Annotated in this window: 22 protein-coding genes, 1 tRNA gene, 1 pseudogene and 1 riboswitch; of the genes and pseudogenes, 11 read left to right on the forward strand and 13 right to left on the reverse strand. The window is 69.0% G+C overall.

The window, feature by feature from the left end; genetic code table 11:
- The 5 genes and pseudogenes from AADI75_RS09885 to AADI75_RS09905 all read left to right on the forward strand — a co-directional run.
- Window positions 1-260, forward strand: a pseudogene (locus tag AADI75_RS09885) (alpha-galactosidase); the annotation flags it as partial.
- A complete protein-coding gene (locus tag AADI75_RS09890; RefSeq protein WP_341208863.1) occupies window positions 257-1,003 on the forward strand; it encodes a FadR/GntR family transcriptional regulator in 747 nt (248 codons plus the stop codon). The pseudogene AADI75_RS09885 and the gene AADI75_RS09890, both read left to right, overlap by 4 nt.
- A 264-nt stretch (window positions 1,004-1,267) precedes the next feature.
- Complete coding sequence (locus tag AADI75_RS09895; protein WP_341208864.1) at window positions 1,268-1,441, forward strand: hypothetical protein; 174 nt, start codon at window positions 1,268-1,270, stop codon at window positions 1,439-1,441.
- A 72-nt stretch (window positions 1,442-1,513) separates the two neighbouring features.
- Window positions 1,514-3,169, forward strand: coding sequence for a M28 family peptidase (locus AADI75_RS09900; protein WP_341208865.1), 1,656 nt, complete (start codon window positions 1,514-1,516; stop codon window positions 3,167-3,169).
- An 11-nt stretch (window positions 3,170-3,180) separates the two neighbouring features.
- Complete coding sequence (locus tag AADI75_RS09905; protein WP_341208866.1) at window positions 3,181-4,146, forward strand: agmatine deiminase family protein; 966 nt, start codon at window positions 3,181-3,183, stop codon at window positions 4,144-4,146.
- 433 nt (window positions 4,147-4,579) lie between these two features.
- Here the strand turns inward: AADI75_RS09905 and AADI75_RS09910 are convergent, their stop codons facing one another.
- From AADI75_RS09910 to AADI75_RS09920, 3 genes are all read right to left on the reverse strand, one after another.
- Entirely contained in the window at window positions 4,580-6,076 is a 1,497-nt protein-coding gene (locus tag AADI75_RS09910; RefSeq protein WP_341208867.1) for a peptidase S10, read from the reverse strand.
- A 92-nt stretch (window positions 6,077-6,168) separates the two neighbouring features.
- Complete coding sequence (locus AADI75_RS09915) at window positions 6,169-7,053, reverse strand: DUF1176 domain-containing protein (RefSeq protein ID WP_341208868.1); 885 nt, start codon at window positions 7,051-7,053, stop codon at window positions 6,169-6,171.
- Entirely contained in the window at window positions 7,050-8,150 is a 1,101-nt protein-coding gene (locus tag AADI75_RS09920; RefSeq protein ID WP_341208869.1) for a DUF1176 domain-containing protein, read from the reverse strand. Before AADI75_RS09920 ends, AADI75_RS09915 begins: the two co-directional genes overlap by 4 nt.
- Before the next feature lie 75 nt (window positions 8,151-8,225).
- Between AADI75_RS09920 and AADI75_RS09925 the strand changes: the two genes are divergently transcribed.
- Together AADI75_RS09925 and AADI75_RS09930 are read left to right on the forward strand one after the other, a co-directional pair.
- Window positions 8,226-9,095 (forward strand): 3-hydroxybutyryl-CoA dehydrogenase, encoded by an 870-nt coding sequence (locus AADI75_RS09925; RefSeq protein WP_341208870.1) that lies wholly within the window; start codon window positions 8,226-8,228, stop codon window positions 9,093-9,095.
- A 78-nt stretch (window positions 9,096-9,173) separates the two neighbouring features.
- Entirely contained in the window at window positions 9,174-10,928 is a 1,755-nt protein-coding gene (locus AADI75_RS09930; RefSeq protein WP_341208871.1) for a histidine kinase famiy protein, read from the forward strand.
- Window positions 10,929-11,143: 215 nt separating this feature from the next.
- Here the strand turns inward: AADI75_RS09930 and AADI75_RS09935 are convergent, their stop codons facing one another.
- Entirely contained in the window at window positions 11,144-14,032 is a 2,889-nt protein-coding gene (locus AADI75_RS09935; RefSeq protein WP_341208872.1) for a valine--tRNA ligase, read from the reverse strand.
- A gap of 145 nt (window positions 14,033-14,177) precedes the next feature.
- Here AADI75_RS09935 and AADI75_RS09940 point away from each other — a divergent pair, with 145 nt between their 5' ends.
- Complete coding sequence (locus AADI75_RS09940; RefSeq protein WP_341208873.1) at window positions 14,178-14,519, forward strand: hypothetical protein; 342 nt, start codon at window positions 14,178-14,180, stop codon at window positions 14,517-14,519.
- Between the two features lie 4 nt (window positions 14,520-14,523).
- Here the strand turns inward: AADI75_RS09940 and AADI75_RS09945 are convergent, their stop codons facing one another.
- The 4 genes from AADI75_RS09945 to AADI75_RS09960 all read right to left on the reverse strand — a co-directional run bounded on the left by AADI75_RS09945 (window position 14,524) and on the right by AADI75_RS09960 (window position 19,516).
- Window positions 14,524-16,560, reverse strand: a complete 2,037-nt coding sequence (locus tag AADI75_RS09945; protein ID WP_341208874.1) for a S9 family peptidase — start codon at window positions 16,558-16,560, stop codon at window positions 14,524-14,526.
- Window positions 16,561-16,658: 98 nt separating this feature from the next.
- Complete coding sequence (locus tag AADI75_RS09950; RefSeq protein ID WP_341208875.1) at window positions 16,659-17,270, reverse strand: DUF2497 domain-containing protein; 612 nt, start codon at window positions 17,268-17,270, stop codon at window positions 16,659-16,661.
- A 30-nt stretch (window positions 17,271-17,300) separates the two neighbouring features.
- Window positions 17,301-18,830 carry a TolC family outer membrane protein gene (locus AADI75_RS09955; RefSeq protein WP_341208876.1) on the reverse strand — a complete coding sequence of 510 codons (1,530 nt, stop codon included), beginning with the start codon at window positions 18,828-18,830 and terminating at the stop codon, window positions 17,301-17,303.
- 11 nt (window positions 18,831-18,841) lie between these two features.
- Window positions 18,842-19,516, reverse strand: coding sequence for a protein-L-isoaspartate O-methyltransferase (locus tag AADI75_RS09960; RefSeq protein WP_341208877.1), 675 nt, complete (start codon window positions 19,514-19,516; stop codon window positions 18,842-18,844).
- Between the two features lie 142 nt (window positions 19,517-19,658).
- Here AADI75_RS09960 and AADI75_RS09965 point away from each other — a divergent pair.
- Window positions 19,659-19,732 (forward strand) — tRNA-Cys (locus tag AADI75_RS09965).
- A gap of 10 nt (window positions 19,733-19,742) precedes the next feature.
- On the opposite strand, the gene AADI75_RS09970 is transcribed toward AADI75_RS09965, so the two are convergent.
- The 4 genes from AADI75_RS09970 to AADI75_RS09985 form a co-directional block, all read right to left on the reverse strand.
- A complete protein-coding gene (locus tag AADI75_RS09970) occupies window positions 19,743-20,519 on the reverse strand; it encodes an ABC transporter ATP-binding protein (protein ID WP_341208878.1) in 777 nt (258 codons plus the stop codon).
- Window positions 20,516-21,478, reverse strand: a complete 963-nt coding sequence (locus tag AADI75_RS09975; RefSeq protein ID WP_341208879.1) for an iron ABC transporter permease — start codon at window positions 21,476-21,478, stop codon at window positions 20,516-20,518. Before AADI75_RS09975 ends, AADI75_RS09970 begins: the two co-directional genes overlap by 4 nt.
- Window positions 21,475-22,278 carry an ABC transporter substrate-binding protein gene (locus AADI75_RS09980; RefSeq protein WP_341208880.1) on the reverse strand — a complete coding sequence of 268 codons (804 nt, stop codon included), beginning with the start codon at window positions 22,276-22,278 and terminating at the stop codon, window positions 21,475-21,477. Before AADI75_RS09980 ends, AADI75_RS09975 begins: the two co-directional genes overlap by 4 nt.
- Before the next feature lie 111 nt (window positions 22,279-22,389).
- Window positions 22,390-22,583, reverse strand: a riboswitch (cobalamin riboswitch).
- Window positions 22,570-22,956: a (deoxy)nucleoside triphosphate pyrophosphohydrolase gene (locus AADI75_RS09985; protein WP_341208881.1), complete on the reverse strand. Its 387-nt coding sequence runs from the start codon at window positions 22,954-22,956 to the stop codon at window positions 22,570-22,572. Its footprint overlaps the riboswitch before it by 14 nt.
- Before the next feature lie 45 nt (window positions 22,957-23,001).
- On the opposite strand from AADI75_RS09985, the gene AADI75_RS09990 reads away from it, so the two are divergent.
- Complete coding sequence (locus AADI75_RS09990; RefSeq protein ID WP_341208882.1) at window positions 23,002-23,199, forward strand: Flp family type IVb pilin; 198 nt, start codon at window positions 23,002-23,004, stop codon at window positions 23,197-23,199.
- A gap of 126 nt (window positions 23,200-23,325) precedes the next feature.
- Window positions 23,326-23,493, forward strand: a complete 168-nt coding sequence (locus tag AADI75_RS09995; RefSeq protein ID WP_341208883.1) for a Flp family type IVb pilin — start codon at window positions 23,326-23,328, stop codon at window positions 23,491-23,493.
- 193 nt (window positions 23,494-23,686) lie between these two features.
- Here the strand turns inward: AADI75_RS09995 and AADI75_RS10000 are convergent, their stop codons facing one another.
- Entirely contained in the window at window positions 23,687-24,637 is a 951-nt protein-coding gene (locus tag AADI75_RS10000) for an acetyl-CoA carboxylase carboxyltransferase subunit alpha (protein WP_341208884.1), read from the reverse strand.
- Between the last annotated feature and the right edge of the window lies 1 nt (window position 24,638).

Consider the following 24,638-nt stretch of genomic DNA (forward strand, 5'->3'; position numbering starts at 1 on the left):
ACAACCAGCCGCACTTCGTCGAGGACGGTACCCGCATCTGGTCGGCAAAACCCGAAGGGGCGCCGCGCGACCGCTATGTCGCGCTTTTCAACACCGGCAAGGCGCCTAGAAAGGTCGCTATCGCTTTGCGCGCGCTCGATCTGCCTGACACCGTGCGCGCGACCGACCTGTGGAGCGGCGCGACACTGGCCACCGGCACCGATCGGCTCGTACAGCCGCTGCCGCCGCATGGCGCAGCTCTCTTCCGCTTGCAGCCATGAAGCCCCCCGTAACCGAACCCCGGCCCGAACCGCGCGGGTCGGGCCGACGGATCCGCGGCGCGGTGCTGCAGGCACTGGGCCGCTCGATCCTGGCCGGCGAGTATCAGCCGGGTCAGGCGTTGCCCGGCGAAGTCGCGCATGCCGGCGAACTGGGCGTGTCGCGCGGCGCCTATCGTGAGGCGGTGCAGGCGCTGATCGCCAAGGGGCTGGTCGAGAGCAAGCCGAAGACCGGCTCCCGCATCCTGCCGCGCGGGCGCTGGAACATGCTCGACCCCGACGTGCTCGCCTGGGCGTTTTCGGGCACGCCCGACCTGCGGCTCTTGCGCAGCCTGTTCGAATTGCGCGCGGTGATCGAGCCGTTCGCCGCGCGGCTGGCGGCGGAGCGGCGCAGCGACGAGGATCTGGCGATCATGGATCAGGCGCTGCACGACATGGATCGGCTGACGCTGGCCGACGAACAAGGGCTGGCTGCCGACCGGCGCTTCCACGAGACGATCTTGAACGCCTCGGACAATGACGCGCTGATCGCGCTCAGCTCGGGGATCGCGGCGGGCGTCGAATGGTCGACGCGCTTCAAGCAGCGCAAGCGCGCGCTGCCCCGCGATCCCGTGCCCGAGCACCGCCTCGTCTACGACGCGATCGCCGCCGCCGACGGCGACACCGCCAGCCAGCGCATGAAGACGCTGGTCCAGAACGCGCTCGACGATACCTGGTTCGGCATGGGGGGCGGCGCGATCCTGTAAGCCGAGCGAAATCGAGAGAGGGCAGCAGAGGCGAAGGGAGCGCAGCAATCGCCCTCCCGTCACATTGACTCGCCCGGGAAAAGCGCCATATTTCCGGCATGAACGCGGCTGTTCTTCATCAGCGCTTTCGCGACCACGCAGGCCAGCTCGCCGCACGCGGCTAGCCCGGGTCCGGCGGCTCGCCGCTCGGGCTCGGGACCTCTTTGCCAAGACCGGCGCGGCGAGCTTCTTGTCGTCGCGCCCCGAGCCAGCGGAAGCCCTGCCATGATCGATCACCCGGTGCCGCCCGATGCCCGCCACCTGCCCGTCGCCCCGCCGCTCTCCGACCCCGCGCCGGCCCGCCCGGCCACCGGCAATGCCCTTGCGATCGGGCTGTTGCTCGCCATCCTGCTGTTCGGCATTCCCTTGCTGACCTATTGCATCCTCACCGCGGGCTGAGCCGCTCGCAACGCGTGGACAGCGCCCGCGCCACTTGGCAGAAGGCGGGCCTGTTTCCGCGGAGTCCCGTTCATGCGTTTGCGTCTTGCCGCCTTGCCCCTTCTCGCGCTGGCGAGCGTCGCTCCGGCGCAGACGATCGTCGCGCCGGTCGCGCCGATCGCCGAACAGACGCTCAAGGACGTGACCAAGGAGCTGTCGTCGGACGCCTATGAGGGCCGCGCACCGGGCACCGCGGGCGAGGAGAAGACCGTCGCCTATCTTGCCAAGCGCTTTGCCGCCGCCGGGCTGAAGCCGGGCAACAAGGGCGGCTGGTATCAGGACGTGCCGCTGGTCGAGCTGACTGCCAAGAACGTCTCGCCGCTGGTGTTCACCGGCGCGGGCGCACCGCTCAGCCTGACCTATGGACCCGACATGGTGGTCGGCACCTGGCGGATCACCCCGCGCGTCGACGTCAAGGACTCGCCCGTTGTGTTCGTCGGGTACGGCATCAACGCGCCCGAGAAGGGCTGGAACGATTATGCCGGCGTCGACGTGCGCGGCAAGACGGTGCTGATCCTCGTCAACGATCCCGACTGGCGCACCCCCGACCTCGTCGGCCCGTTCGGCGGCCGCGCGATGACCTATTACGGGCGCTGGACCTATAAGTACGAGGAAGCCGCGCGACAGGGCGCTGCGGCGGCGATCATCGTTCACCAGACCGAGCCCGCCGCCTATGGCTGGAACGTCGTGCAATCGAGCTGGACCGGCGCGCAGCAGGTCCCCGACGCCGCCGACAATCATGCCGGCGACAGCGCCGCGATCGGCTGGATGCAGGAAGCGCAGGCGCGCAAGCTCTTCGAGCGCGAGGCGCTGGACTTCGACGCGCTCGCCGCCGCCGCCGCGCGCAAGGGCTTCCGCGCGCGTCCGCTGAACGGCGTCCGCGCGTCGGTATCGTTCGACGAGACTGTCCGCCGCCATCAGTCGCGCAACGTGATCGGCATCCTGCCCGGCACCACGCGGCCAAATGAGTACGTCCTCTATTCAGCACATTGGGATCACCTCGGCCATTGCGAAGCGGCACCCGACGGCGACGACATCTGCAACGGCGCGATCGACAATGCCACCGGCACCGCCGCGCTGGTCGCGCTGGCGGAGGCGAACGTGACGGCCGGCCCGACCCCGCGCAGTCAGGTGTTCGTCGCGGTGACCGGAGAGGAGAGCGGGCTGCTCGGCTCGGAATATTACGCGGCCAACCCGGTCTACCCGCTCAATCAGACCGTCGGCGGCGTCAACATGGACGCGCTGTCGCTCGCTGGCCCGGCGAAGAACGTCGTGGTGGTCGGCAAGGGCAAGTCGGAACTGGACGCCTATCTGACCGCCGCGCTCCGGACGCAGAACCGCGTCGCCAGTGCCGAGCCGACCCCGGAAAAGGGCTTCTACTATCGCTCCGATCACTTCAGCCTCGCCAAGCGCGGGGTGCCGATGATCTATTTCGACGCCGGCGACGATCTGGTCGCGGGCGGCAAGACGGCGGGTGCGGCGGCGGCGAAGGATTATGAGAAACACCGCTACCACGGCCCCAAGGACGAGTACGATCCGAACTGGAACTGGGCGGGCACGGTGAAGGACGTGCAACTCTATTACGGGATCGGCCGCGCGCTGGCGGAAAGCAGCGCCTGGCCAAATTGGGTTGTGGGCGACGAATTCCGCGCGATCCGCGACAAGAGCCGCGCAACGGCTGCCAAGTAAGAGGGACGACGATGACCAAGACTCCGCCGCCCGAATGGGCCCCGCACGCCGCCGTCTGGATCGGCTACCCCAGCCATCCCGAATTGTGGCAGGACGATCTCGACGAGGCGCGCGCTGAGGTGACCGCGTTCGCCCGCGCCGTCCATGCCGAGGGGCGTGGCGAGCAGGTTCTGCTGGTCGCCGCCGATGACGAGGCCGCCAGCGACGCGCGCGAGCGCGCCCCGTTCGCGGAGGTGGTGGTCGAGCCGTTCGGCGACATCTGGCTGCGCGACACCGCGCCGATTCTGGGCGGCGACGGCAAGGCGCGCGACTTCGGCTTCAATGGTTGGGGCGGCAAATACGAGCTGGAGGGCGACGACGACATCGGCGCGCGGCTCGCGCGGCACCGCGGGCTCACGGTGTTACCGTGCGACTGGATTCTCGAAGGCGGCGCGATCGACGGCGACGGCACCGGGCTGGTCGTCACCACCGAGCAATGCCTGCTCAACCCCAATCGCAACCCGCGCATGTCGAAGGAACAGATCGAGGAGCGGCTGGCGACCGACCTCGGGCTGACGCGGGTGCTGTGGCTGGGCAACGGCCTGCTCAACGACCACACCGACGGGCATGTCGACAATCTGGCGCGGTTCGTCGGTCCGAACCGGCTGGCGCTGCCGCGCGCGGAGGAGAACGATCCCAACTGGCAGGTTTTCCAGGACGCCGCGATCCGCGCGCGCGCGATGGGGATCGAGGTGGTCGAGGTGCCGTCACCGGGCCGCGTGCTGCGCGACGAGCAGGTCGTGCCGGCCAGCTACATGAACTTCTACATCGGCAATGCCGCAGTGGTGGTGCCGGTCTATGGCAGCGAATATGACGACGCCGGCGTCGACGCGATCCGCGCGCTATTCCCCGACCGAGCGGTGGTGGGCCTGCGCGCCGATGCGATCCTGACGGGTGGCGGCAGCTTCCACTGCATCAGCCAGCAAATCCCGGCCTAGCCGCGCCCGCGCGGCGGTGGGCGACCAAGGGCCGCGCTAGGCCGGGACCGGCCGGCGAGCGGCCAAGCCGCTCGTCCGATGTGAAGGCGGCGGCTTGGCCGTCGCCCGCTCTACTCGATCGTCGCCCCTGACTTGATGCGGGGCTTCGCCTTTTCTGGACGCAGCACCTCAGCCGTCATTGCGAGCGCAGCGAAGCAATCCAGAGACGGACGAGGACGCCCTGGATCGCTTCGCTGCGCTCGCAATGACGGGCAGGCGACGATGTCCCGGTTCAAGCACGGTACGACGACCCAAGCGCCAGCGCCCGCTCCATCCCCCGTTCGTGCTGAGCTTGTCGAAGCACGTGCCCCGCGACACGCCCTTCGACAAGCTCAGGGCGAACGAGGGGATGGGGGGACGATCATGCCGAGCAAAATGCTGTATTCCTCACGCCTCACCGAAACATCGCCGCCGCATCGGCCTTGAACGATGCGCCGCTATCCGTGCGGCTGTAGAACATGTGCCCGCCCGGATAGACCCGCAACTGCACCCGCTCCGCCACCCCGAACGCCGGCATCTGGTCGACGATCAGCCGCGACGCGAAGAACGGGCACGACAGATCGTCCCAGCCGTGCACGATCATCACGCGCATCTTCGGATCGTTGGCGATCGCCTTGCGCAGGTCGCTGACCGGCGTATCGGCCGGCTGCCCGCGATCCCACGCCGCATTCACCGCATAGGACAATGCATTATACCGCGCGTCGGTCTTCCAGCCGACCTCGCGCGTCACGAAATCGACCATCGCGCTGGTGGTCGGCGCGATCAGCGCGTCGAGCAGCGGATCGTTCGATTCCTGCCGCGGCGACCACGGGAAGGGATCGAAGGCGGTAACGTTCGAATCATAGATGCTGCCGATCGTCGCATCGTTGCGATGCACCTCGCGCAGGAACGTCCGGCTGTCGACGCGCCCGCCCATGCGCTGCACCAGCGCGGGATCGAGCCCGGTCAGCCGCGTCACGTTGCTGACGACGCGCTGCACCGCTTCGGTGTTCGCACGCCCCAGCAACAGGTCGCGCGCGAAATCGCCGCGCGTATAGGCTTCGACCTCGGCCATCGCCGCCGGGGTAAGCTGCCCCTTACGCTCGAGATTGGCGGCAGCCATCGACGGCAGGTCGATCATCCACGGCAACGGCGACAATGCGGTCGCACCGTCCCCCGACGCCGGATCGAGATAGGGCGAGACCATGATGAGTCCGTTGATCCCGACGCCGATCTGCGCTTGCAGCTCATACGCAATGCGCGGCGCGCGATAGCCGCCATAGCTTTCGCCCATCACATACTTCGGCGAACGCAGCCGGCCTTCCTTGACCAGCCAGTCGTAGACGACCTTCGACAGATATTTGATGTCCGGATCGTTGGCGTAGAACGCTTTCTTGGTCGCATCGGCATCGACCAGGCTGCGGCTGAACCCGGTGCCGATCGGATCGATGAAGACCAGATCGGTCATGTCGAGCCAGCTGTTAGGATTGTCGCGCGCGATCGGCGCGTCGGACGGCGCATCGCCCTGCGCGCCGAACTGCACGCGCTTCGGCCCGACCGCCCCCATGTTGAGATAGACCGACGCCGCCCCCGGCCCGCCGTTGAACGCGAAGGTGACGGGGCGCGCGGGATCGCTGCCGGGCACGGTATAGGCGGTATAGACCACCTGCCCGATCTCCTTGCCCTTCTCGTCGCGCACCGGAATCGTGCCGACCGTCGCCTTGTAGCTGATTGCGCGGCCGCCGATGCGTGCGGTCTGGGTGATCGTCTTGTCGGCGGGCAGCGGCGGTTGCTGCTGCTTGTCGTCCTCCTGCTTCTTCTCGACGGTGGTGGTGGTCTTGTCGGTCTGCGCCAGCGCGGGCGCGGTGGTGGCGAGCAACAGGGCGGCGAGCGACAGCGTGCGAACGATCATCGGCAGGGTGACATCCGAAGGAGACGCCCCGGCGGGGTGCCGTGGCTGATCGGGAGATGTTACACCCTCGCCCGCCGCGCGCAATCCGCGCGTTACCCGGTTCGCACCGTCGCGCTGAAGGTCGTGACCTCATAGGTGGCGCGGGTGCATTCGGCGATCACGCGCTCCTCGGCGAGCCGGAAGCGCGCGCCGTCCCAGACGAAGTCGCGCCGGATGCCGCAGTCACGTCCCGGCGTCGCGGGCAGCAGCACCGCATAGCGCCGCCGCACCGGATCCCACGCCCCCGCCGCGGGCAGGTTGCCGTCGACCGGCTGCGCATCGCCTTTCTCGGGCAGCACGAAGCGCGTCGCGACCGCCCTCGCGCACGGCGCGACGACCTCCAGCAGGGTATGCGCCGCGTCCAGCCGGTAACCGCGCGCGAACGGCGCCGCACAGCCCTTCGCGGTCTTGCCGACCAGTCGCTCCAGCTGCTTGCGCGACGGCATACGCGGCGCACGCGGATCGACCGGCGGGGTATCGATCACCACCATCGCCGGCATCGTCCCGCCGCTGGTCTCGAGCGCCGCCATCGCCGCGCTCAAGCCGGTCAGCGAGGTGCGCGCGCGCACCCGTCCGCCCGCCTCCGCCAGCGTCAGCACGCGCCCGCGCCGCAGCGCGGTGGCCAGCGCACCGGAAAAGGGCAGCGACAGCCCCGCCCCGCGCCCGGGCGCGACCAGCTGCGCCACCGTCCGCCCGTCGATCGCGATCGTCATCCGCGTGCCCGCCGCGGCGGTGGCCGGGATCGGGAGGTCCACCGCCGCGACCGGCCCGTCGCGGCGCAGCAGCACCAGCGGGTAATCGCGCGCGTCGCCGCCCGCCGGCACCTGCGATAACGCGACGCAGCGGTGCCGATGATCGCAGAACACCCGCCAGTCGCCCGTCGTCACCGGCTCGACCGCGAGCGCAGCCTGCCACGCGACCAGCAGCGCGAGGCTCATCCGCGCACCACCTGCGCGTGCCACACCGGCAGGTAATCGGGGTTGCCGCGACACTCGCCCATCGATCGTTGCTCGGTCAGCCGCAACTGCGTGCCGTCCCACACGAACGCCTGCGTCACCCCGCAGTCGCCGAGCCCGCGCCCCTTGGCGTAGCTGCGCAGCACCCCGCCCTCCACGTCGCCGTTGATGACGCTGTGCACCGGCGTTCCCGAGTCGGCGCCGGTCTCCTCGAACCCGGCGGGCGCATCGACCTTGGCCGGTGTCGCCTTCCCGTCGCGCACGATGAACAAGGCGTCGATCTCGTTATACGCGCCCGCCGAGCACGGCAGCAGGACCAACGTCGCGCCATCCGCCAAGCCTTGCGCGCGCGGCGCGGGTCCCGAGAAGGACGCGTCGCATGCCGCGGTTCGCCGCATCCCCGCCAGCAGCGCGGGGGGCAGCGCCGCAGCGCTTCCGCCGAACGCCACCGCGCGCACGCGCGGCGCGGACGGTGCCGCCGGCACCGTCGTCGCCGGCTTGTCACCGCGCGCCACCAGCGCCGTCACCGTCCCCGCACGCCCTTGTTGCGCGTCGATATAGCGCAACGCCGCCGACGCCCCGGCCGCCGAGATCGTGCCGAGCCGCTTGCCACCCTTGTCGAGCGCCTCGATCGTGGTGGCATTTGCGAGTGCACGCGCGATCGCCATCCCCGCCGTGCCACTCAGCCCCTCGCCCGCGACGGGGAGGGCGCGACCGTCGATCCGCAGCGTCGCAGGCGCATCGCCGTCACCCTGCGGCATTGCCAGCGCGACCTCGACCGCGCCGTCCGGTCCGGCGGCACGCGCCACCTGCATCGTCACCGCAGGGAAGTCGGCATCGGTGCCGAGCGACGCCATCGCACAGCGCGCGACATTGTCGCACGCCACCGTCCAGTCGCGGAACGTCTTCTGCTCGCCGGGCCTGGGCACTGCCTGATCGTCGGCAACCGTCGTCGCGCCCGGCGCCGGGCTCGCAGCAATCGCCGGCTGAGACGTGGGCGTCGATGACGGCGGCGCTTCGGCGGGCTGCTGCGAACAGGCCGCCAGCCCCAGCACGGCACCAAACGCCACTCTTTTCATCGCCCTGCCCCCTGTCGCTGGCGCATCAACGCCGCGGCAGGTTAAAGGCGCGCCAACATGAATAGGAGATGGCAGATGCAAGTGGTCGGCGTAATCGGCGCGGGGCAGATGGGCGCGGGGATCGCGCAGGTGTCCGCCGCGGCGGGCTATCGCGTGCTGCTCAGCGATGTGGACGCAGCGCGCGCCGCGGCGGGCAAGGCGGGGATCGCCAAGCGGCTCGCGCGCGCGGTCGAGAAAGGCCAGATCGACGCGGACGCGCGCGACGCCACGCTGGCGCGGATCGAGCCGGTCGCCGGCGCCGCCGACTTCGCCCCGTGCGACCTCGTGATCGAGGCGGCGACCGAGCGCGAGGAGATCAAGCGCCGGATCTTCGCGGATGTGGGCGCAGTGCTCCGCCCGGACGCGCTGCTCGCCTCAAACACCTCGTCGATCCCGATCACCCGGCTGGCGCAGGCCGCGCCCGACGCGGCGCGCTTCATCGGCGTCCACTTCTTCAATCCGGTGCCGGTGATGGGGCTGATCGAAGTGATCCGCGGCCTCGCCACCGCCGATTCGACCGTCACCGCGATCGAGCAATTCGCCGATCGGCTCGGCAAGGCGGTGGTGCGCGCCAACGACGCGCCCGGCTTCATCGTCAATCGCGTGCTGATGCCGATGCTCAACGAGGCGATCTTCGCGCTCGGCGAGGGCGTCGCGACGATCCGCGACATTGACCTTGCCTGCCAGCTCGGGCTGAACCATCCGATGGGGCCGCTGACGCTCGCCGACTTCATTGGGCTCGACACCTGCCTCGAGATCATCCGCGTGCTGTTCGAGGGCACCGGCGATCCCAAGTTCCGGCCCGCGCCGTTGCTGGTCAAATATGTCGAGGCCGGCTGGTACGGCAGGAAGAGCGGGCGCGGCTTCTACGATTACGCGGGCGCAGAGCCGGTTCCGACCCGCTGACGATCATTCTTTCCAGTACCCCGCCCTCCGGCCCAACCATTCTTGCGCCGGCGGGTCGGGCTGCGTAACAGCCGGGGAATGAGCGACAACGTGCAGCCGTCCGACCCGAACCAGCACGACGATGTCGATCCCACCGGGCTGGCCTCGGGTCGCCCCGCGGAGGGCACGATGGACGTCGGCGCCAGCGAGCCGATCGAGCGACCGGGGCTCCACCATTGGCGCGAAAGCACGATCACCGATCCGAATCTCCAGGATCGCGGCGGCGTCTTCTTCGCCGCGATCGAGATGACGCGGATGCCGATGCTGCTCACCGATCCGAACAAGGACGACAACCCGATCGTCTTCGCCAACAAGGCGTTTCTCGACCTCACCGGATATGAGGAAGACGAGGTGCTGGGGCGCAACTGCCGCTTCCTGCAAGGTGCGCAGACCGATCGCAACGCGGTTGCCGAGCTGCGCGAGGCGGTCCGTACCCGTTCGTCGGTCGCGCTCGAACTGCTCAACTATCGCCGCGACGGGACGCCGTTCTGGAACGCGGTGTTCATCGGCCCGGTCTATGACACGCAGGGCAAGCTGCAATATTTCTTCGCCAGCCAGCTCGACGTCACCCGCCGCCGCAATTCGGAGCAATCCTACCGGCAGGCGCAGAAGATGGAGTCGATCGGCCAGCTCACCGCCGGGCTCGCGCACGATTTCAACAATTTGCTGCAGGTCGTGAACGGCAATCTGGAGCTGGTCACGCACACCAAGGACCCCGAACGGGTGAAGCGCTACGTCGCCGCGGCGCAATCCGCCGCCGAGCGCGGCGCGAAGCTGACGCGGCAATTGCTCGCCTTCGCGCGCAAGACCCGGCTGGAGCCGCGCCCGCTCAACCTGACGCATCTCGTCTCCGAGTTCAGCGAGCTGATCGAAAGCTCGGTCAACAAGCAGGTCGACATCCACCTTAGCCTGCGCCGTGGCTTGCAGCATGTCGTGGTCGATCCCGACCAGCTCGAGATGGCGCTGCTCAACATCGTCAACAATGCGCGCGACGCGATGCCGAACGGCGGGCTGGTGACGATCTCCACCCTGCCCCGCCACCTCAACGGCGATGCCGCGGCGCACGATTTGCCCTCGGGTGATTACGTCGTCCTGCAGGTCGAGGACAATGGCGAGGGGATGAGCCCCGAGGTGCTGGAACGCGCCACCGAGCCGTTTTTCACCACCAAGGGTACCGGCAAGGGCACCGGGCTGGGTCTGGCGATGGCCAGCGGCTTCGTGCGCCAGTCGGGCGGGCGGCTGGAGATCGAGAGCACACCGGGCGAGGGCACGGTGGTGCGGATGCTGTTCCCGGTCATGCAACCGGGCCGCAAGCCCGACACCGACACGGTCGAGACAGAAGCCGCCACCAGCGCGCCGCGCGACGGCGCCGAGCATATCCTCGTCGTCGAGGACAATGACGAGGTACTGGCGATCGCGCGCGAGATTCTGGAGAGCGCCGGCTACCGCGTCTCGACCGCGATCAGCGCCGAGGCGGGACTGAAGGTGTTCGACGCGGTGCACCCCAAGGATCGCTTCGACCTGCTGTTTACCGATCTGGTGATGCCGGGCGGGATGAATGGCCTGATGCTCGCCGACGCGATCGTCGAACGCGATGCCGCGGTCTCGGTGCTGATGACGACCGGCTATAACGAGGAACTGGTCGTCGGCGGCCCGCGCGCACGCGCCACCGACGTGCTGAGCAAGCCCTATCGCCGCTCCGAACTGCTCGATCGTGTTCGGCTGGCGCTCAACCGCAACGGCGAAGGCGGCAAGCGCCGCACGCGCTCCGACTTCGGCGCAGTGCAGGCATAAGCGTCGCCGGTTTTCGGGCCGCTCTCCTACTTACGTCATTGCGAGCGTAGCGAAGCAATCCAGGGCCGGATCAGGACGCCCTGGATTGCTTCGCTACGCTCGCAATGACGAACGGCCCCCTCACCCGTTCATGCTGAGCTTGTCGAAGCACGTGCCCCGCAGCACACACCCCCTTCGACAAGCCTGAGGCGAACGGATCGTGAGAAATCGACCCGTCACCCCAGTCGCGCCAGCGCCGCCGCGAACCGCTCCGCATCCGCGCTCTTCTCGGCATGGTCCGCGCGCGCCTTCTCGACCGCCTCGGGCTTGGCGCGCTCGACGAAGCTCGCATTGCCCAGCCGCCCGGCCAGCGCATCGCGCTCCTTCTCCGCCGCCGCCAGCGACTTCTGCAACCGCTGCCGCTCGGCGTCGAGGTCGATCACGCCCTCCAGCGCCAGCGCGAACGTCTCCGCCCCCCACAGGATCGGCGCCCGCGCGCCCTGCGCCTCGCCGGCGGTCAGCGTCACCCGCGCCAGCCGCTCGACATACGGCGCTATCTCCGCCGGGACACTGCCCGCGCCCGTATGTAGCGCGATCTTCGCGCCGGGCGGCACGTTGAGTTCGGCGCGCGCCCCGCGCACCGCCTCGACCAGCTCGATCGCGCGCCCGATCTGCGCCACCGCCGCCGGATCGAGCGCGCGCGCGTCCGCCATCGGCCAGTGCGCGACGATCAGCTCATGCTCCCGCGGTGCCAGTGAGTGCCACAACTCCTCGGTGATGAACGGCATGAACGGATGGAGCAGGATCAGGATCTGATCGAGCACCCAGCCCGCCACCGCTTTGGTCTCGTCGTCGATCGCACCTTTGATGAGTTCGAGATACCAGTCGCAGAACCGGCTCCACACGAACTGATAGATCGCGTTCGCCGCCGCATCGAAGCGATAGTCGGCCAGCGCGAGGTCGACCGCCTGCACCGTCGCCACCGTCTCGGCGATGATCCACTTGTTGACCGCGTGGCGAGCCAGCGGCGGCTCGATCGTGGTCGACCCGCCGATGCCGTTGGCCTGCGCGAAGCGGCTGGCGTTCCACAGCTTGGTCGCGAAGTTGCGATAGCCCTCGACGCGCTTCTCATCCATCTTGATGTCGCGGCCCTGGCTTTCCATCGCCGCCATGAAGAAGCGCAGCGCGTCCGCGCCATAGGCGTCGATCAGCCCCAGCGGATCGACGGTATTGCCCTTCGACTTCGACATCTTCGCGCCGTCCGCCGCACGGACCAGCCCGTGCAGGTAGAGCGTCCGGAACGGCACGTCGCCCATGAACTCGATGCCCTGCATCATCATCCGCGCATCCCAGAAGAACAGGATGTCGAAGCCGGAGATCAGCACGTCGTTGGGATAGCGGCCGTGGAGTTGGAGAGCGCGGCCTGAAGCCCTCTCCCCTGCGGAGAGAGGGTTTGAGTGAGGGGTCGAGGTCTCACCGAGACTGGCCTCTCCATGAGACCCCAGCCCCTCACCCCGGAGGGGAGAGGGAGCAGCGACATCGGGCCACCCCAAGGTCGCGAACGGCCACAAGGCGCTGGAGAACCACGTATCGAGAACATCAGGATCACGCCAGACAGGTACTTTTAAATAGCCGTCTTGCTCTAAGCGCGCACCGGCAATCCCGGATAAGGTCGCCTCGACTTCAAAGATGTCGTTTCGATCTACGCCATAATACTCTTCCATAATCGGAAGAGCATCCTCTAACGTCTCAGCGACGAAAACCTTGTGCTCAGCTTTCTTGCCTATCTGCAGGTTGACGCTCGTGGCTGTTGCTACCGGCCCAAACCACGCCGGAATCCGATGCCCCCACCACAATTGCCGGCTCACGCACCACGGCTGGATGTTCTCCATCCAGTTGAAGAACGTCTTCTCCCACGTCTTCGGCACGATCCTGATCTTGCCCGAGCGCACCGCCTCGATCGCGGGCTTCGCCAGCGTCGCGGCATCGACATACCATTGGTCGGTCAGCCACGGTTCGATCACCACCCCCGAGCGGTCGCCGTACGGCGTCTGGATCGTCCGCGCCTCGGCGTCATGTTCGACGCCCTCCTTGTCGACATGCGGGATCAACACGCCCTCGGCCTTCAGCCGCGCGACGACCGCCTTGCGCGCCTCCGCCGTGGTCAGCCCCAGGAACTCGGCCGGGATCAGCGCATCGGCGGTCTGCACCACCCGCGCCTGCGCATCGAGCATGTTGAGCATGTCGCGCGCCTCGATCCCCGCGCGGCGGCCGACCTCGAAGTCGTTGAAGTCATGCCCCGGGGTGATCTTCACCGCGCCCGAGCCCAGCGTCGGATCGGCGTGTTCGTCCGCGACGATCGGGATCAGCCGCCCCGTGATCGGCAGCCGGACCATCTGCCCGACCAGAGCGCGATAGCGCTCGTCCTCGGGGTGCACCGCGATCGCCATATCGGCGAGCATCGTCTCGGGCCGCGTCGTCGCGACGTCGATATGCCCCGACCCGTCCGCCAGCGGATAGCGTAGATGCCAGAAGCTGCCGCGCACCTCGCGCGTCTCGACCTCCAGGTCGCTGATCGCGGTGCCGAGGCCCGGGTCCCAGTTCACCAGCCGTTTGTCGCGATACAGCAGCCCGCGCGCGTGCAGCTCGACGAACACCTTCAGCACCGCCTTGCTGAAGCCTTCGTCCATCGTGAACCGCTCGTTCGCCCAGTCCATCGAACAGCCGAGCCGTCGCAGCTGGCGCGTGATCTGCCCGCCGCTCTCCGCTTTCCATGCCCACACCTTGTCGACGAACGCCTCGCGCGACAGGTCGGTGCGCTTCTCGCCCGCGGCGGCCATCTGCCGCTCGACCACCATCTGCGTCGCGATCCCGGCGTGATCGGTGCCGACCACCCACAGCGCGTCCTTGCCCTTCAGCCGCGCGTGACGCGTCAGGATGTCCTGCAACGTATTGTCGAGCGCATGACCGATGTGCAGCGAACCGGTGACGTTGGGCGGCGGATTGACGATCGTCCACGGCTCGGCGTTGGGCCGGTCGGGGCGGAACAGACCCTTGTCCTCCCAATGGGCATACCATTTGGATTCGATAGCGGCGGGGTCGAAGGTCTTGGGAAGCTCGGTCATGTCCGTGTCTGTAGCCACAGCTTTCCGCGCTGAGAAGCCGCTGGCCAACACTTGCTTAACCTGCGCCGCTTACCAGTCGGGCCGACGAGGGACGAACGGGCCGATGGGGCGATTCCACAACGATCACGATGAGATACGCGCGGCGATGCAGCGCTATTCCGCCTTGCTGACGCGCGGGCACGATGCGGTTGCGGCGGAAATGCTGCGCGAGCGGGTACTGTTCTCACAGCTATTGCATCGCCACCGCGCCGACGAGGATACCGAAACCGGCCGCTTGCTGCCCGGTGCGCCGCTCGCTGCGGCGCTGGCGGCGGACATGCAGGCGCTGCTTGCCGAATATAGCGCGCACGTCCGCGCCTGGCCACCGTCGCGCATCCCGGCCGAATGGGATGGCTATTCGGCGGCGGTGCTCAGGCTGCAACGGCGGATGCGGATGCGGTTGGCGTGGGAGGAACGCGAGCTGTTCCCGCGCCTCTCCGCCGCCTGACCGGTCAGCGCGCGCCCACGCCCTTCGTCCAGCGATCCATCCATCCCAGCACCTCGCGATACCATTGCCGCGAGTTGGCGGGCTTCAGCACCCAATGGTTCTCGTCGGGGAACACCACCAGCCGCGACGGGATGTCGCGCCGCTGGAGCGCGGTGAACGCCGCCAGCCCCTGCGTATACGGGATGCGGAAGTCCTTCTCGCCGGTGATGACGAGTTGCGGAGTCTTCCACTTGTCGACGTAATTGACCGGGTTCCACTTCTCAAACGCCTGCGGGTCCTGGAAATAGGCCTTTCCGCCATGTTCCCACTCATCGAACCACAGCTCTTCGGTCTCATACGCCATCGCGCGCGCGTCGAAGACGCCGTCGTGCTGGACGATGCACTTGAAGCGATCGGGCCAGCGCCCCTCGATCCAGTTCATCATATAGCCGCCATAGCTGGCGCCGAGCGCGCAGGCATTGTCGCCGTCGAGCCACGCGAACTTGGTCGTCGCGGCGGCGAGCCCCTTTTGCAGATCCTCGAGCGGCCAGCCGCCCCAATTGTTGCGGATCGCGTCGGTGAACGCCTGCCCGTAGCCGGTCGAGCCGTGGAAATCGACCGCGACCAGCCCGTAACCGGCACCAGCGAACACCGCGGGGTTCCAGCGGTACGACCAACTGTTGTTGCTTGATCCCTGCGGCCCGCCATGCACCATGAAAGCGACCGGAACCTTGCCCCCGACGCCGTAGGGATGCACCGCATAGCCCCAGACGGTGTCCCCGTTCGCACCCTTGAAGCTGAACCGCTCGACCGTCGGCATGTCGATCCCCGCCAGTCTGGCGGCGTTGACCTGCGTCAGCCGCACTGTGCTGCGCTGCGGGCCGACGCGGTAGAAATCGTCGGGCGCGGTCAGGCTGTTCATCGCCACCACCACCCCCTGCGCACCGACCGCAACGCCCGAGACATGCCCCTCGCCGGTCAGCCGCGTCACCTGTCCGTGCGCGACATCGACCTGAAACAGCGGCGTTTCCTGCGTGTCGTCGGCGGTGACGTACAGCGAGCGCGAGTCGCGCGCCCATTGCAGCGACCCCGGCGATCGATCCCAACGCTCGGTCAGCGAGACGGTCTGCCCCGACGCCAGATCGCGCACCATCACCACGAAACGATCCGCCTCATACCCCGCGCGCCGCATCGCCAGCCACGCCAGCTTGCGCCCGTCGGGCGACACCGTCGGCTGCGTATCGGTCGCCTGATTGGCCGCCGTCAGGTTGGTCGGCGCGGCGCTGGCGTCGGCAGGCACTGAAAAGATGTCCAGATTCGTCGACAGCGGCTCGATCCGCCCCGGCTCGCGAAGCGCGAAATAGACGGTGCGACCGTCGGGGCTCCAATTGACCTCTTCCGCGCCGCCGAACGGCTTGGACGGCGTGTCGCCCAGCAGCGTCGGCGCCAGCGCTTGCCCGTTGCCGCGCGCGCCCGCCGCGGTCAGCGGCAGCACGAACAGCTGCGAGCGATTGCCGTCCGCCCACGTGTCCCAATGCCGCACGAACAACTGGTCATAGGTGCGACCGCTGCCAGCGTTCGCAGGCTTCTTTTCCATCGGCAGGTCCAGCGACGGCGCGCCGGGGCGACGATCCGCCCAGATCAGCACGCGATCGCCGGTCGGCGCGACCTTGAAGCCGCTGAATCCACCCTTGAAATCGGTCAGCCGTCGCGGCGTGCCGCCGGTCACCGGCACCGACCACAGCGCGTCGTCGGCGGTGAAATAGACGACATTGCCGACCAGCTGCGGGTCGTTTTCGTCGAGCTGCGGATCGGCGACGAGCTTCACCGGCGGCGCGCCCTTGCGCGTCAGGTCGAGCTTCCACAGGTCGTAGCGCCCGCGGTTGGCGGTCACATCGGTCTCACGCTGCGCCCAGACCAGCCAGCGCCCATCGTTCGACATCGTCGGCGCGCCGACGCGGCTCAGCGTGGTGACGTCGTCGATGGTGAGTTGCCGCGCGATGGCGGGCGTGGCGGTGGTGGCGGCAAGCGCGAGCAGAGTCGCGGAGGTCAGCATCTTCATGCGCGCGATGATAAAGCAGAAGGTCGCACGCGAGACAATCGCGCGGGGCGCTGCCGGCAAAGGTGGCGGCGATGCCCCTCGGGCGTCGCCCCGGATGCTTATCCCTGCTTGGTGATTTTGGCGATCTCGCGCGCCACCATCTGCTCGACGAGATGCGGCAGATGCTGGTCGAGCCAATCGCTCAGCAGCGGACGCAGCATCTCGCGCACCAGTCCCTCCAGCGTCCCGTCGCTGTCCGGCTCGGGCTTGACGATCAATTTCGACAGCGCGCCCAGCGCGCCGCGTGTCGCCTGGACCGTCGCCGCGGACACGACCGGCGGCTCGTCCAGCGGCGGGCCGGGCGCAGCGACCGGCGCAGGTGCGGGCGTCGGAGCCGGCGCACTTGCCACCGGCTCAGGTTCGGGAGCCGGAGCCGGAGCCGGAGCCGGAGCGACGCTTGGGGCCGGCGCAGAGGAGACCGGCGGCGCCAAGCGTTCCTCGAACGTCTCGGTGGTGCGCGGCGGCGCGAACGAAGCGGGCGGCGGCGCCACCGGCTCGGGTGCACCCAGCGGCTCGTTCAGCTCCAGGATCTGGTCGCGGGTCGGCTCGTCCTCGTCGCGCACTGCCGGCGGCGGCGTACGACGCGGCGCGGGCGCCTCACCTTCCTTGATGACGCGCTTGATCGAGGCGAGGATGTCTTCCATCGACGGCTCGCCGCTCAAATCCCCCATCGGGTCAACCTCACAACGCTGCGCCGCACATCACGGGCGTGGTGTGTCGACACCTGTCGTCAATGCGGGCGTCCTGTCAACATTGCTTTCGAGCAGCGGATCGAGCGGGCGCGTCACGACAGCGGTCTGTGCCGGGCTGTCCGAGGTGCTGCGCGACACCGGCGCGGCGCGCTGCCCGTCGTCGAAGTCGTTCAGCTTGCCGCGAACTTTGGCATAATGGATCGTCGGATCGTACAGCGGCCCACCGTCCAGCCCCAGATCTTCGGCCTCGGCATGGCCCATCGCCGCCAGCAACGCGAAACCCGCCACATACGCATCGCGCCGTGCGGAAACGAGCGTCACCTGGCTGTTGAGCAATTCCTGCTCGGCATTCAGGATGTCGAGCACCGTGCGCGTGCCCACGCTGTTCTCGGCGCGCACACCCTCAAGGCTCAGCTTGTTGGCGTTGACCGCCGCCTCGCTCGACGCGATCACCTCCAGCGAGGAGCGCCACACCGCATAGGCCGAGCGCGCCGAGGCGATCACCTGCCGCTCGGTCGCGGTCGCCTGCTCGATCGCCTGTCCGCGTAGTTCCTGCGCCTGCCGCACCAGCGCACCCGGACGCCCGCCCTGATACAATGGCAGGCTCAGCGTCACCCCCGCGCTGGTCGCATTACCGGTCTGCACGTTGCCCAGACCCGCCGCACTGCCCTGCCCCAGCGAGCCGAGATAGTTGAAGTAATTCTGCCCCAGCGTCGCGTTCAGCTGCGGGCGACGATTGGCGCGCGCCACGCGGATGTCGTAATCGGTCGCATCGCGCACGCGCCGCGCCGCGATCAGGTTCGGATTGTCCTGCATCGCGATGTCGACCGCGCTATCGACCGACGCCGGAAAGGACGGCAGCGCTGGCGGGGCCTCCAGCGTTCCGGGCGGCGAGCCGACCAGCCGCACGTAATTCTCGCGGCTGGAGATCAGCGTCGCCTGCGCCGATTGCAGCTGCGCACGCGCCAGGCTTAGCCGCGCCTCGGACTGCGCGACGTCGGTGCGCGTCAGGTCGCCGACCTCGAACCGGTCGCGGCTGGCGCGCAGGTTGGTTTCCAGCACGCGGACGTTCTGCGTGTTGAGCCCGACGATCGCCTCGTCGCGGATGACGTTGTTGTACGCGCTGACCACGTCGGTGAAGGTCGTCGCCTCGGTCCCGCGCAGATTGGCCTGCCCGGCCTCGACGCGCGTCTCCGCCGCCAGCACGCCGTTGCGCACCCGCCCGCCCTGGTACAGCGGCACGGTGACGCCCAATTGCGCGTCGAGCCGCCGCTCGGGCGTGGTGAAGCTGTTGCCGCCGCGCAGGAAATTGTCGGTCAGCCCGGTCTGCGCCGAAGCGCTCGGCCGCCCCTGCGCGCGCGCGATCGGCACGTTCTCGTCGTTCGCACGCTGCGCCGCGCGCTGCGCGTTGAGCGTCGGATTGTCGCGATAGGCGCGCACCAGCGCCTCGCGCAGCGTCTCCGCCGACGCCGGGATCGCGCCCGCCAGCCCCAAGGTGACGGCAACCGATGACAGCAGCGACGGCGAGCGAAGGCGCAACGGCGTGATCCTTAGAAGGTGAAGCTGCGCGGACGCGCGAAGCCGGGAAGCCTGACCGAATCGATGTCCGCGAACGGCGCCAGCGCGGTCGCGGCGCCGCGATGCGTACCGGCCGCGAGGCGGAACACGCCGCGATCCACCAGCCCGCTGACGATCCGCCCACCGTCCACGACCTGCGATGCCAGCGTCGACGGCAGTTCCTCGATCGCGCCGTCGACGATCAGCACGTCATAGGGCGCGCCGGCCGGATGCCCATGCTCCAGCGGCCCCTCGACCAGCGTCACGTTCGGCGTCTGCGCCAGCGCGTCACGCGCATGGGCGGCCAGTTCGGGCAGCGATTCCACCGCCACCACCTCGGCGACCAGCGACGCCAGCACCGCAGCGGTATAGCCCGCCGCCGCACCGATCAGCAGCACGCGGTCGCCCGGCTGCAACCGCGCCTGCACCAGCAGCCGCGCGGTGGCGAGCGGCGTGTTGAGCGCGCGCCCCTGCCCCAGGTCGACCGCGCGGTCGACATAGGCGAGCGCGGCGGCATGCGCGGGCACGAAGCGTTCGCGCGGCACCTCGGCCATCGCCGCGACGATGCGCGGATCGTTGACCTGCGTGGTGCGCAACTGGCTGGCGACCATCGCCTGGCGCATCGCGGTGAAATCGTCATTCCGGAGAGCGGGGGCGGAGAGGGTCATGAGCCGTCCTGTGGCATAGCTGTTTTATCGATGCAACACACGTTGCGTCATCGGGCTTGTATCGCGCGCGCAACACACTTTGCAATCGGCGGCTTGACATCATGCCGCCCTGCCCGCATCTGCGCGCCCTCACCGGCCTCGAGGCGCGATGGCGGAGTGGTGACGCAGAGGACTGCAAATCCTTGCACCCGGGTTCGATTCCCGGTCGCGCCTCCAGCGGCCCGGCTCAGGCGGGCCGCCCCACCGGAACGATGTAGCGCTGCCCGGTGGCGGTGACGCCGGTCTCCACCGTCAGGCCGTAGGTTTCGCCGACCAGCGCGGCGGTCAGCACGTTATTGGCCGCTCCGGCCGCCACGACACGCCCGTCGCGCAGCAGCACGACATCGTCGGCCAGCCGTGCGGCGAGGTTCAGGTCGTGCACCACCAGCACCACCCCGCTGCCCCCCGCCGCGACCGCGCGCAGCTGCGCGCCGACCTCGAGCTGGTGCGCGGGGTCGAGGCTGGCGAGCGGCTCGTCGGCGAGCAGCCATTCGGGCTGTCCGGCCAGCACCCGCGCCAGCAACGCGCGCGCGCGCTCGCCGCCCGACAGATGCTCGACGCCGCGCCGCGCGAACCCCGTCATGCCGGTCGCCGCCAGCGCGGCCTCTACCGCCGCGCGATCCCGCGCCGTCTCGCCCCAGCGTCCGCGCCACGGCAGCCGCCCGAGCGCGACCAGCGTCGCGACGTCGATGTTCCAGTGCACGTCCGCCGCTTGCGGCAGGAAGCCGATCCGCCGCGCCCGCGCCGGCGTCGACAGCGTCCGCACGTCGTGCCCGTCCAGCGAGGCGCGTCCGTCGGCGGGCCCATGCAGCCCGGCGAGGCACGCGAGCAGGCTGCTCTTGCCCGCGCCGTTCGGCCCGAGCAGCGCGGTGACCCGCCCGCCCGCGAAGATCGCGTCGACCGCCTGGAGGACCGGCTTCCCGCCCAGCGCCAGCGAGACGCCTTCCGCTGCCAGCACGCTCATGCCAGCCGCCGCCGCATGACGATCAGCAAATAGAGGAAGAACGGCCCGCCCAGCATCGACATCGCAATCCCGAGTCGCAACTCGCTGACCGTCGGCGCCAGCCGCACGAGGCTGTCGGCCAGCGTCAGCAGCAACGCCCCGCCCAGCGCGGCGGGTAGCAGGGTCGCGGACGGCCGGTGCCCCGCGAACGGACGCACGAGATGCGGCACGATCAGCCCGACGAACCCGATCACCCCCGCCGCCGCCACCGACGCGCCGACCGTCAACGCGACGCCGACGATCACCGCCAGTTGCAGCCGCCGTGGATCGACCCCCATCGACCGCGCCGCCTGCTCGCCGAGCGTCAACGCGTCGAGCGACCGCGCGGTCCGCGCCAGCACCGCCATTCCGAGCAGGATCAGCGGCACCGACACCGTCACCTCGTCCCAGCTCCGGTCGGTCAGCGCGCCCATCAGCCACGTCATGATCTCCGACGCCGCGAACGGGGTCGGCGCAAGGCTGAGCGCCAGCGCGGTCAGCGAACCGGTGATGCTGGTCAGGATCATCCCGGCCAACGTGAACAGGATCAGGCTGCCGGACCGTCCCGCGATCAGCGCCAGCGCGCCCATCGTGACCGCCGCGCCGGTCAGCGCGAAGCCCGGCAACAACCACGTCTGCGCCGCATACCCGAAATACAGCGAGCACACCGCGCCGAACGCCGCGCCCGACGACACGCCGAACAGCCCCGGGTCGGCCAGCGGATTGCGCAGATAGCCCTGCATCGCCGCTCCCGACATCCCCAGCGCCGCGCCGACCGTGAGCGCGAGGATCGTCCGCGGCAACCGCAGCTCGATGATGATGATCGAGCGCGGGTCGGCGGCGGTCCAGGCGCCCAGCGGCACCCACACCTTCCCGGCGGCGACCGAGAGTGCGGCGGCGAGCAGCACGCCCAGCCCCAGCAGCATCGTCGCGCGCGTCATCGCGCCGCCACCTGCGCGCGCACCGCCCGCAACCGCGCCATCCCGGCGATGATTGTCGGCCCGCCGCAATTCATCAGCCGCCCGGCGAACGGCGCGATCGTCACGCGCGCGCCGAGCCGCCGCAGCGCGCGATGCCGCTCCATCCGCTCCCCCGCGCCTTGCGCCGCCGCGACCGACAGCACCACGCGCGGCGGATCGGCGAGCAGATATTCGAGCGGCAGCACATCCCAGCGCTTCAGCCCATAACCGGCGCTGGCGTTGCGAAAGCCGGCGCGCCGCAGCATCTCGTCGGGCAAGGTCCCCGCCCCCGGCACCAGCCCACCGGGCCCGAAGATCACCGCGGACACTGGTGGCAGCGAATCGGAACGCGCCGCGGCGGCTATCCGTCCGGCGAGCACCGCACCGCGCGCGGGATGCCCGATCGCGTCCGCAAGATCACGCACCTGCTGCGCACTCTCCGCGATCGAGTCGGGCAACGCGAATTGCCGCAGGCGGATGTGCATCCGCGTCAGCGCCGCGACGGTGGCCGGCGCGACATGCCCGCTCGCGACCACCAGATCGGGGCGCAAGGCGACCACCTCCTCTGCAGTGCCCGACGTCGCCGGAAAGCGCCGGGCCCACGCCAGCGGAACCGATGTGGCGCGCGGATCGTGCGAATAATGGCTGATCGCCGCAATCTGCGCCGGATCGGCGACCTGCATCAGCATCGCGTCGAGGCACGGGTTGATCGACACCACGCGCGGCACGCGCACCGGCGCGGCACCGAGCAGCCCCCACCCCGCCAGCACCGCCGCGGCCATGCGCGCGATGCAAAATCCACGATCGCTCAAATTCGTCCATCCCACGCCGACCCGACCCGTTCGTCGTCGCGCGGGAAAAATTCCCGATCGCCCGGCACACCCCGTCCGCGCGAAGGACAACCGCGATCGGGCAGGTCTCCTGGCTCCCGGGTCGTCGCCGTTCGCCCGGCCTTCCCGGATCGCGAACGATCCAGTGGCACACGCGGGGGCGAGCGGCTCGCCGGTCACAGTTGCGGGGGCAGCTCCGGATCGTTGCCTACCGGATTCCCTTACCTGATCGCACGGCCGGACCTAGCCGTCTGCCAGGGCGCGGGCAAGCGCCGCCAGCAGCGGCACGTCGACTGGCGGCATCGGCAACCGCGCCAGCGCCGCCGGCCGATCCCAGCACAGCGCCTCCGCCGCCAGCACGCGCGGCGTGCCGCGCCACGCGGCACAACGATAGAGCAGCATCGTCACCGGCATGTCGGTGGCGAAGCCGACCGGCACCAGCGCATCGAACGCGACTCGTATCGCCAGCTCCTCGTCCAGTTCACGCACCAGCGCAGCGGCGGGATGCTCGCCGGGCTCGACCTTGCCGCCGGGAAACTCCCACAGCCCGCCGTGCCGCTTGTCGCGCGGACGCTGCTGCATCAAACAGCGCCCGGCATCGTCGATCAGGGCCGCGGCCACCACCAGCATCGCGCTTCGATCCTTCCTTAACCGGTCGCCGCTATCCTGCCGCTCATGTCACGTCCATCGATCCGCTCGCGCTCGGCCCTGTTTCACGCGCTCGTGCGGCAGACGCGCGCCGCGACCGCGGTCGAATACGGACTGATCGTCGCCATGATCGCGCTCACCGCTATCGGCGGCATGTCGGCGATCGGCCAGCCGGTGACCGGCCTGTTCGCGTCGATTCAGGCCTATCTGCAGACCACCCGATAAGGTGCTGAACGAAAACACACGTTAGCACTTAAGTGTTTATCAACCCTGCACTTATAGAAACACTCTCGATGGACCTGAACGGGACGTCGGCGGGTACAGAAAACTGGGTTCCTAGTGGAGATCGACATGCAGAAGATTCGCTCGTTCCTGAAGAACAGCAAGGGCGCGACCGCGATCGAATACGGCCTCATCGCTGCGCTGATTGCAGTGGCCGCGATCGCGGCGATGAAGGGTATCGGCACGCAGCTGAACAACACCTTCACCAACGTTCAGACGAAGATGGCGAACCCGTAATAGGGTTCGACTAACGGTGAACATCGGGGCGGCGGACCATCGGGTCCGCCGCCCTTTTTCTGCTGGTGGCCGAGCCATCGCACCAACACCTGCGTCATGGCGATCGTGATGGACCAGTCTTGTCGGGTACCGCACCGAGGGAAATGATTCGAACGCACGCAAAGACGGCAACGGCTCGGTCGGCGAAGACGGGCTAAGCGACCCGACCCATCTTCAGAAACTTCGCACGACGATCCTGCCGCAGCGCATCCGGCGTCAGCGGCGCCAGGTCGCGGAGCATCCGCTCCAGGCAATCGCCCAGCGAACGAATCGCGCCGTCACGGTCGCGGTGCGCGCCGCCCAGCGGCTCGGGCACGATCGCGTCGATCACGCCCAGCGCCTTCAGATCCTGAGCGGTCACCTTCATCGCCTCGGCGGCGTCCGGGGCCTTGTCGGCAGTGCGCCACAGGATCGAGGCGCAGCCCTCGGGCGAGATCACCGAATAAACCGCGTGCTCGAACATCAGCACGCGATTGCCGCTCGCCAGCGCGATTGCGCCGCCCGAACCGCCCTCTCCGACCACCGCCGCCACCATCGGTACGCCGAGCGCGAGGCACGCCTCGGTCGAACGCGCGATCGCCTCGGCCTGCCCGCGTTCCTCGGCCTGGATGCCCGGGAACGCGCCCGAGGTGTCGACCAGCGTCACCACCGGCAAACCGAATCGATCGGCCATCTCCAGCAGCCGGATCGCCTTGCGATACCCCTCCGGCTTGCCCATCCCGAAATTGTGGCGCAGCCGGCTGGCGGTATCGTCGCCCTTCTCATGGCCCAGCACCATCACGCGTTGCCCGCGGAAGGTCGCGAAGCCGCCGAGGATCGCCTGGTCGTCGCCGAACGCGCGGTCACCCGCCAGCGGCACGAACTCGTCGAACAGCCCGGCGACATAATGTTTGAAATGCGGCCGCTCGGGATGCCGCGCGACCTGCGTCTTCTGCCACGGCGACAGCTTGCCGAACGTGTCCTTCAGCAGCTTGTCCGACTTCGCCTGCAGCTTGGCGATCTCGGCGGAAATGTCGACGGTGCCCTCGGCGCCGGTCTCGCGCAGTTCGTCGATGCGCGCCTGCAGCTCGGCGATGGGCTTCTCGAAGTCGAGGAAAATACGCATC

Origin of the sequence: uncultured Sphingomonas sp., assembly GCF_964021865.1 — a bacterium.
Taxonomy (GTDB): domain Bacteria; phylum Pseudomonadota; class Alphaproteobacteria; order Sphingomonadales; family Sphingomonadaceae; genus Sphingomonas.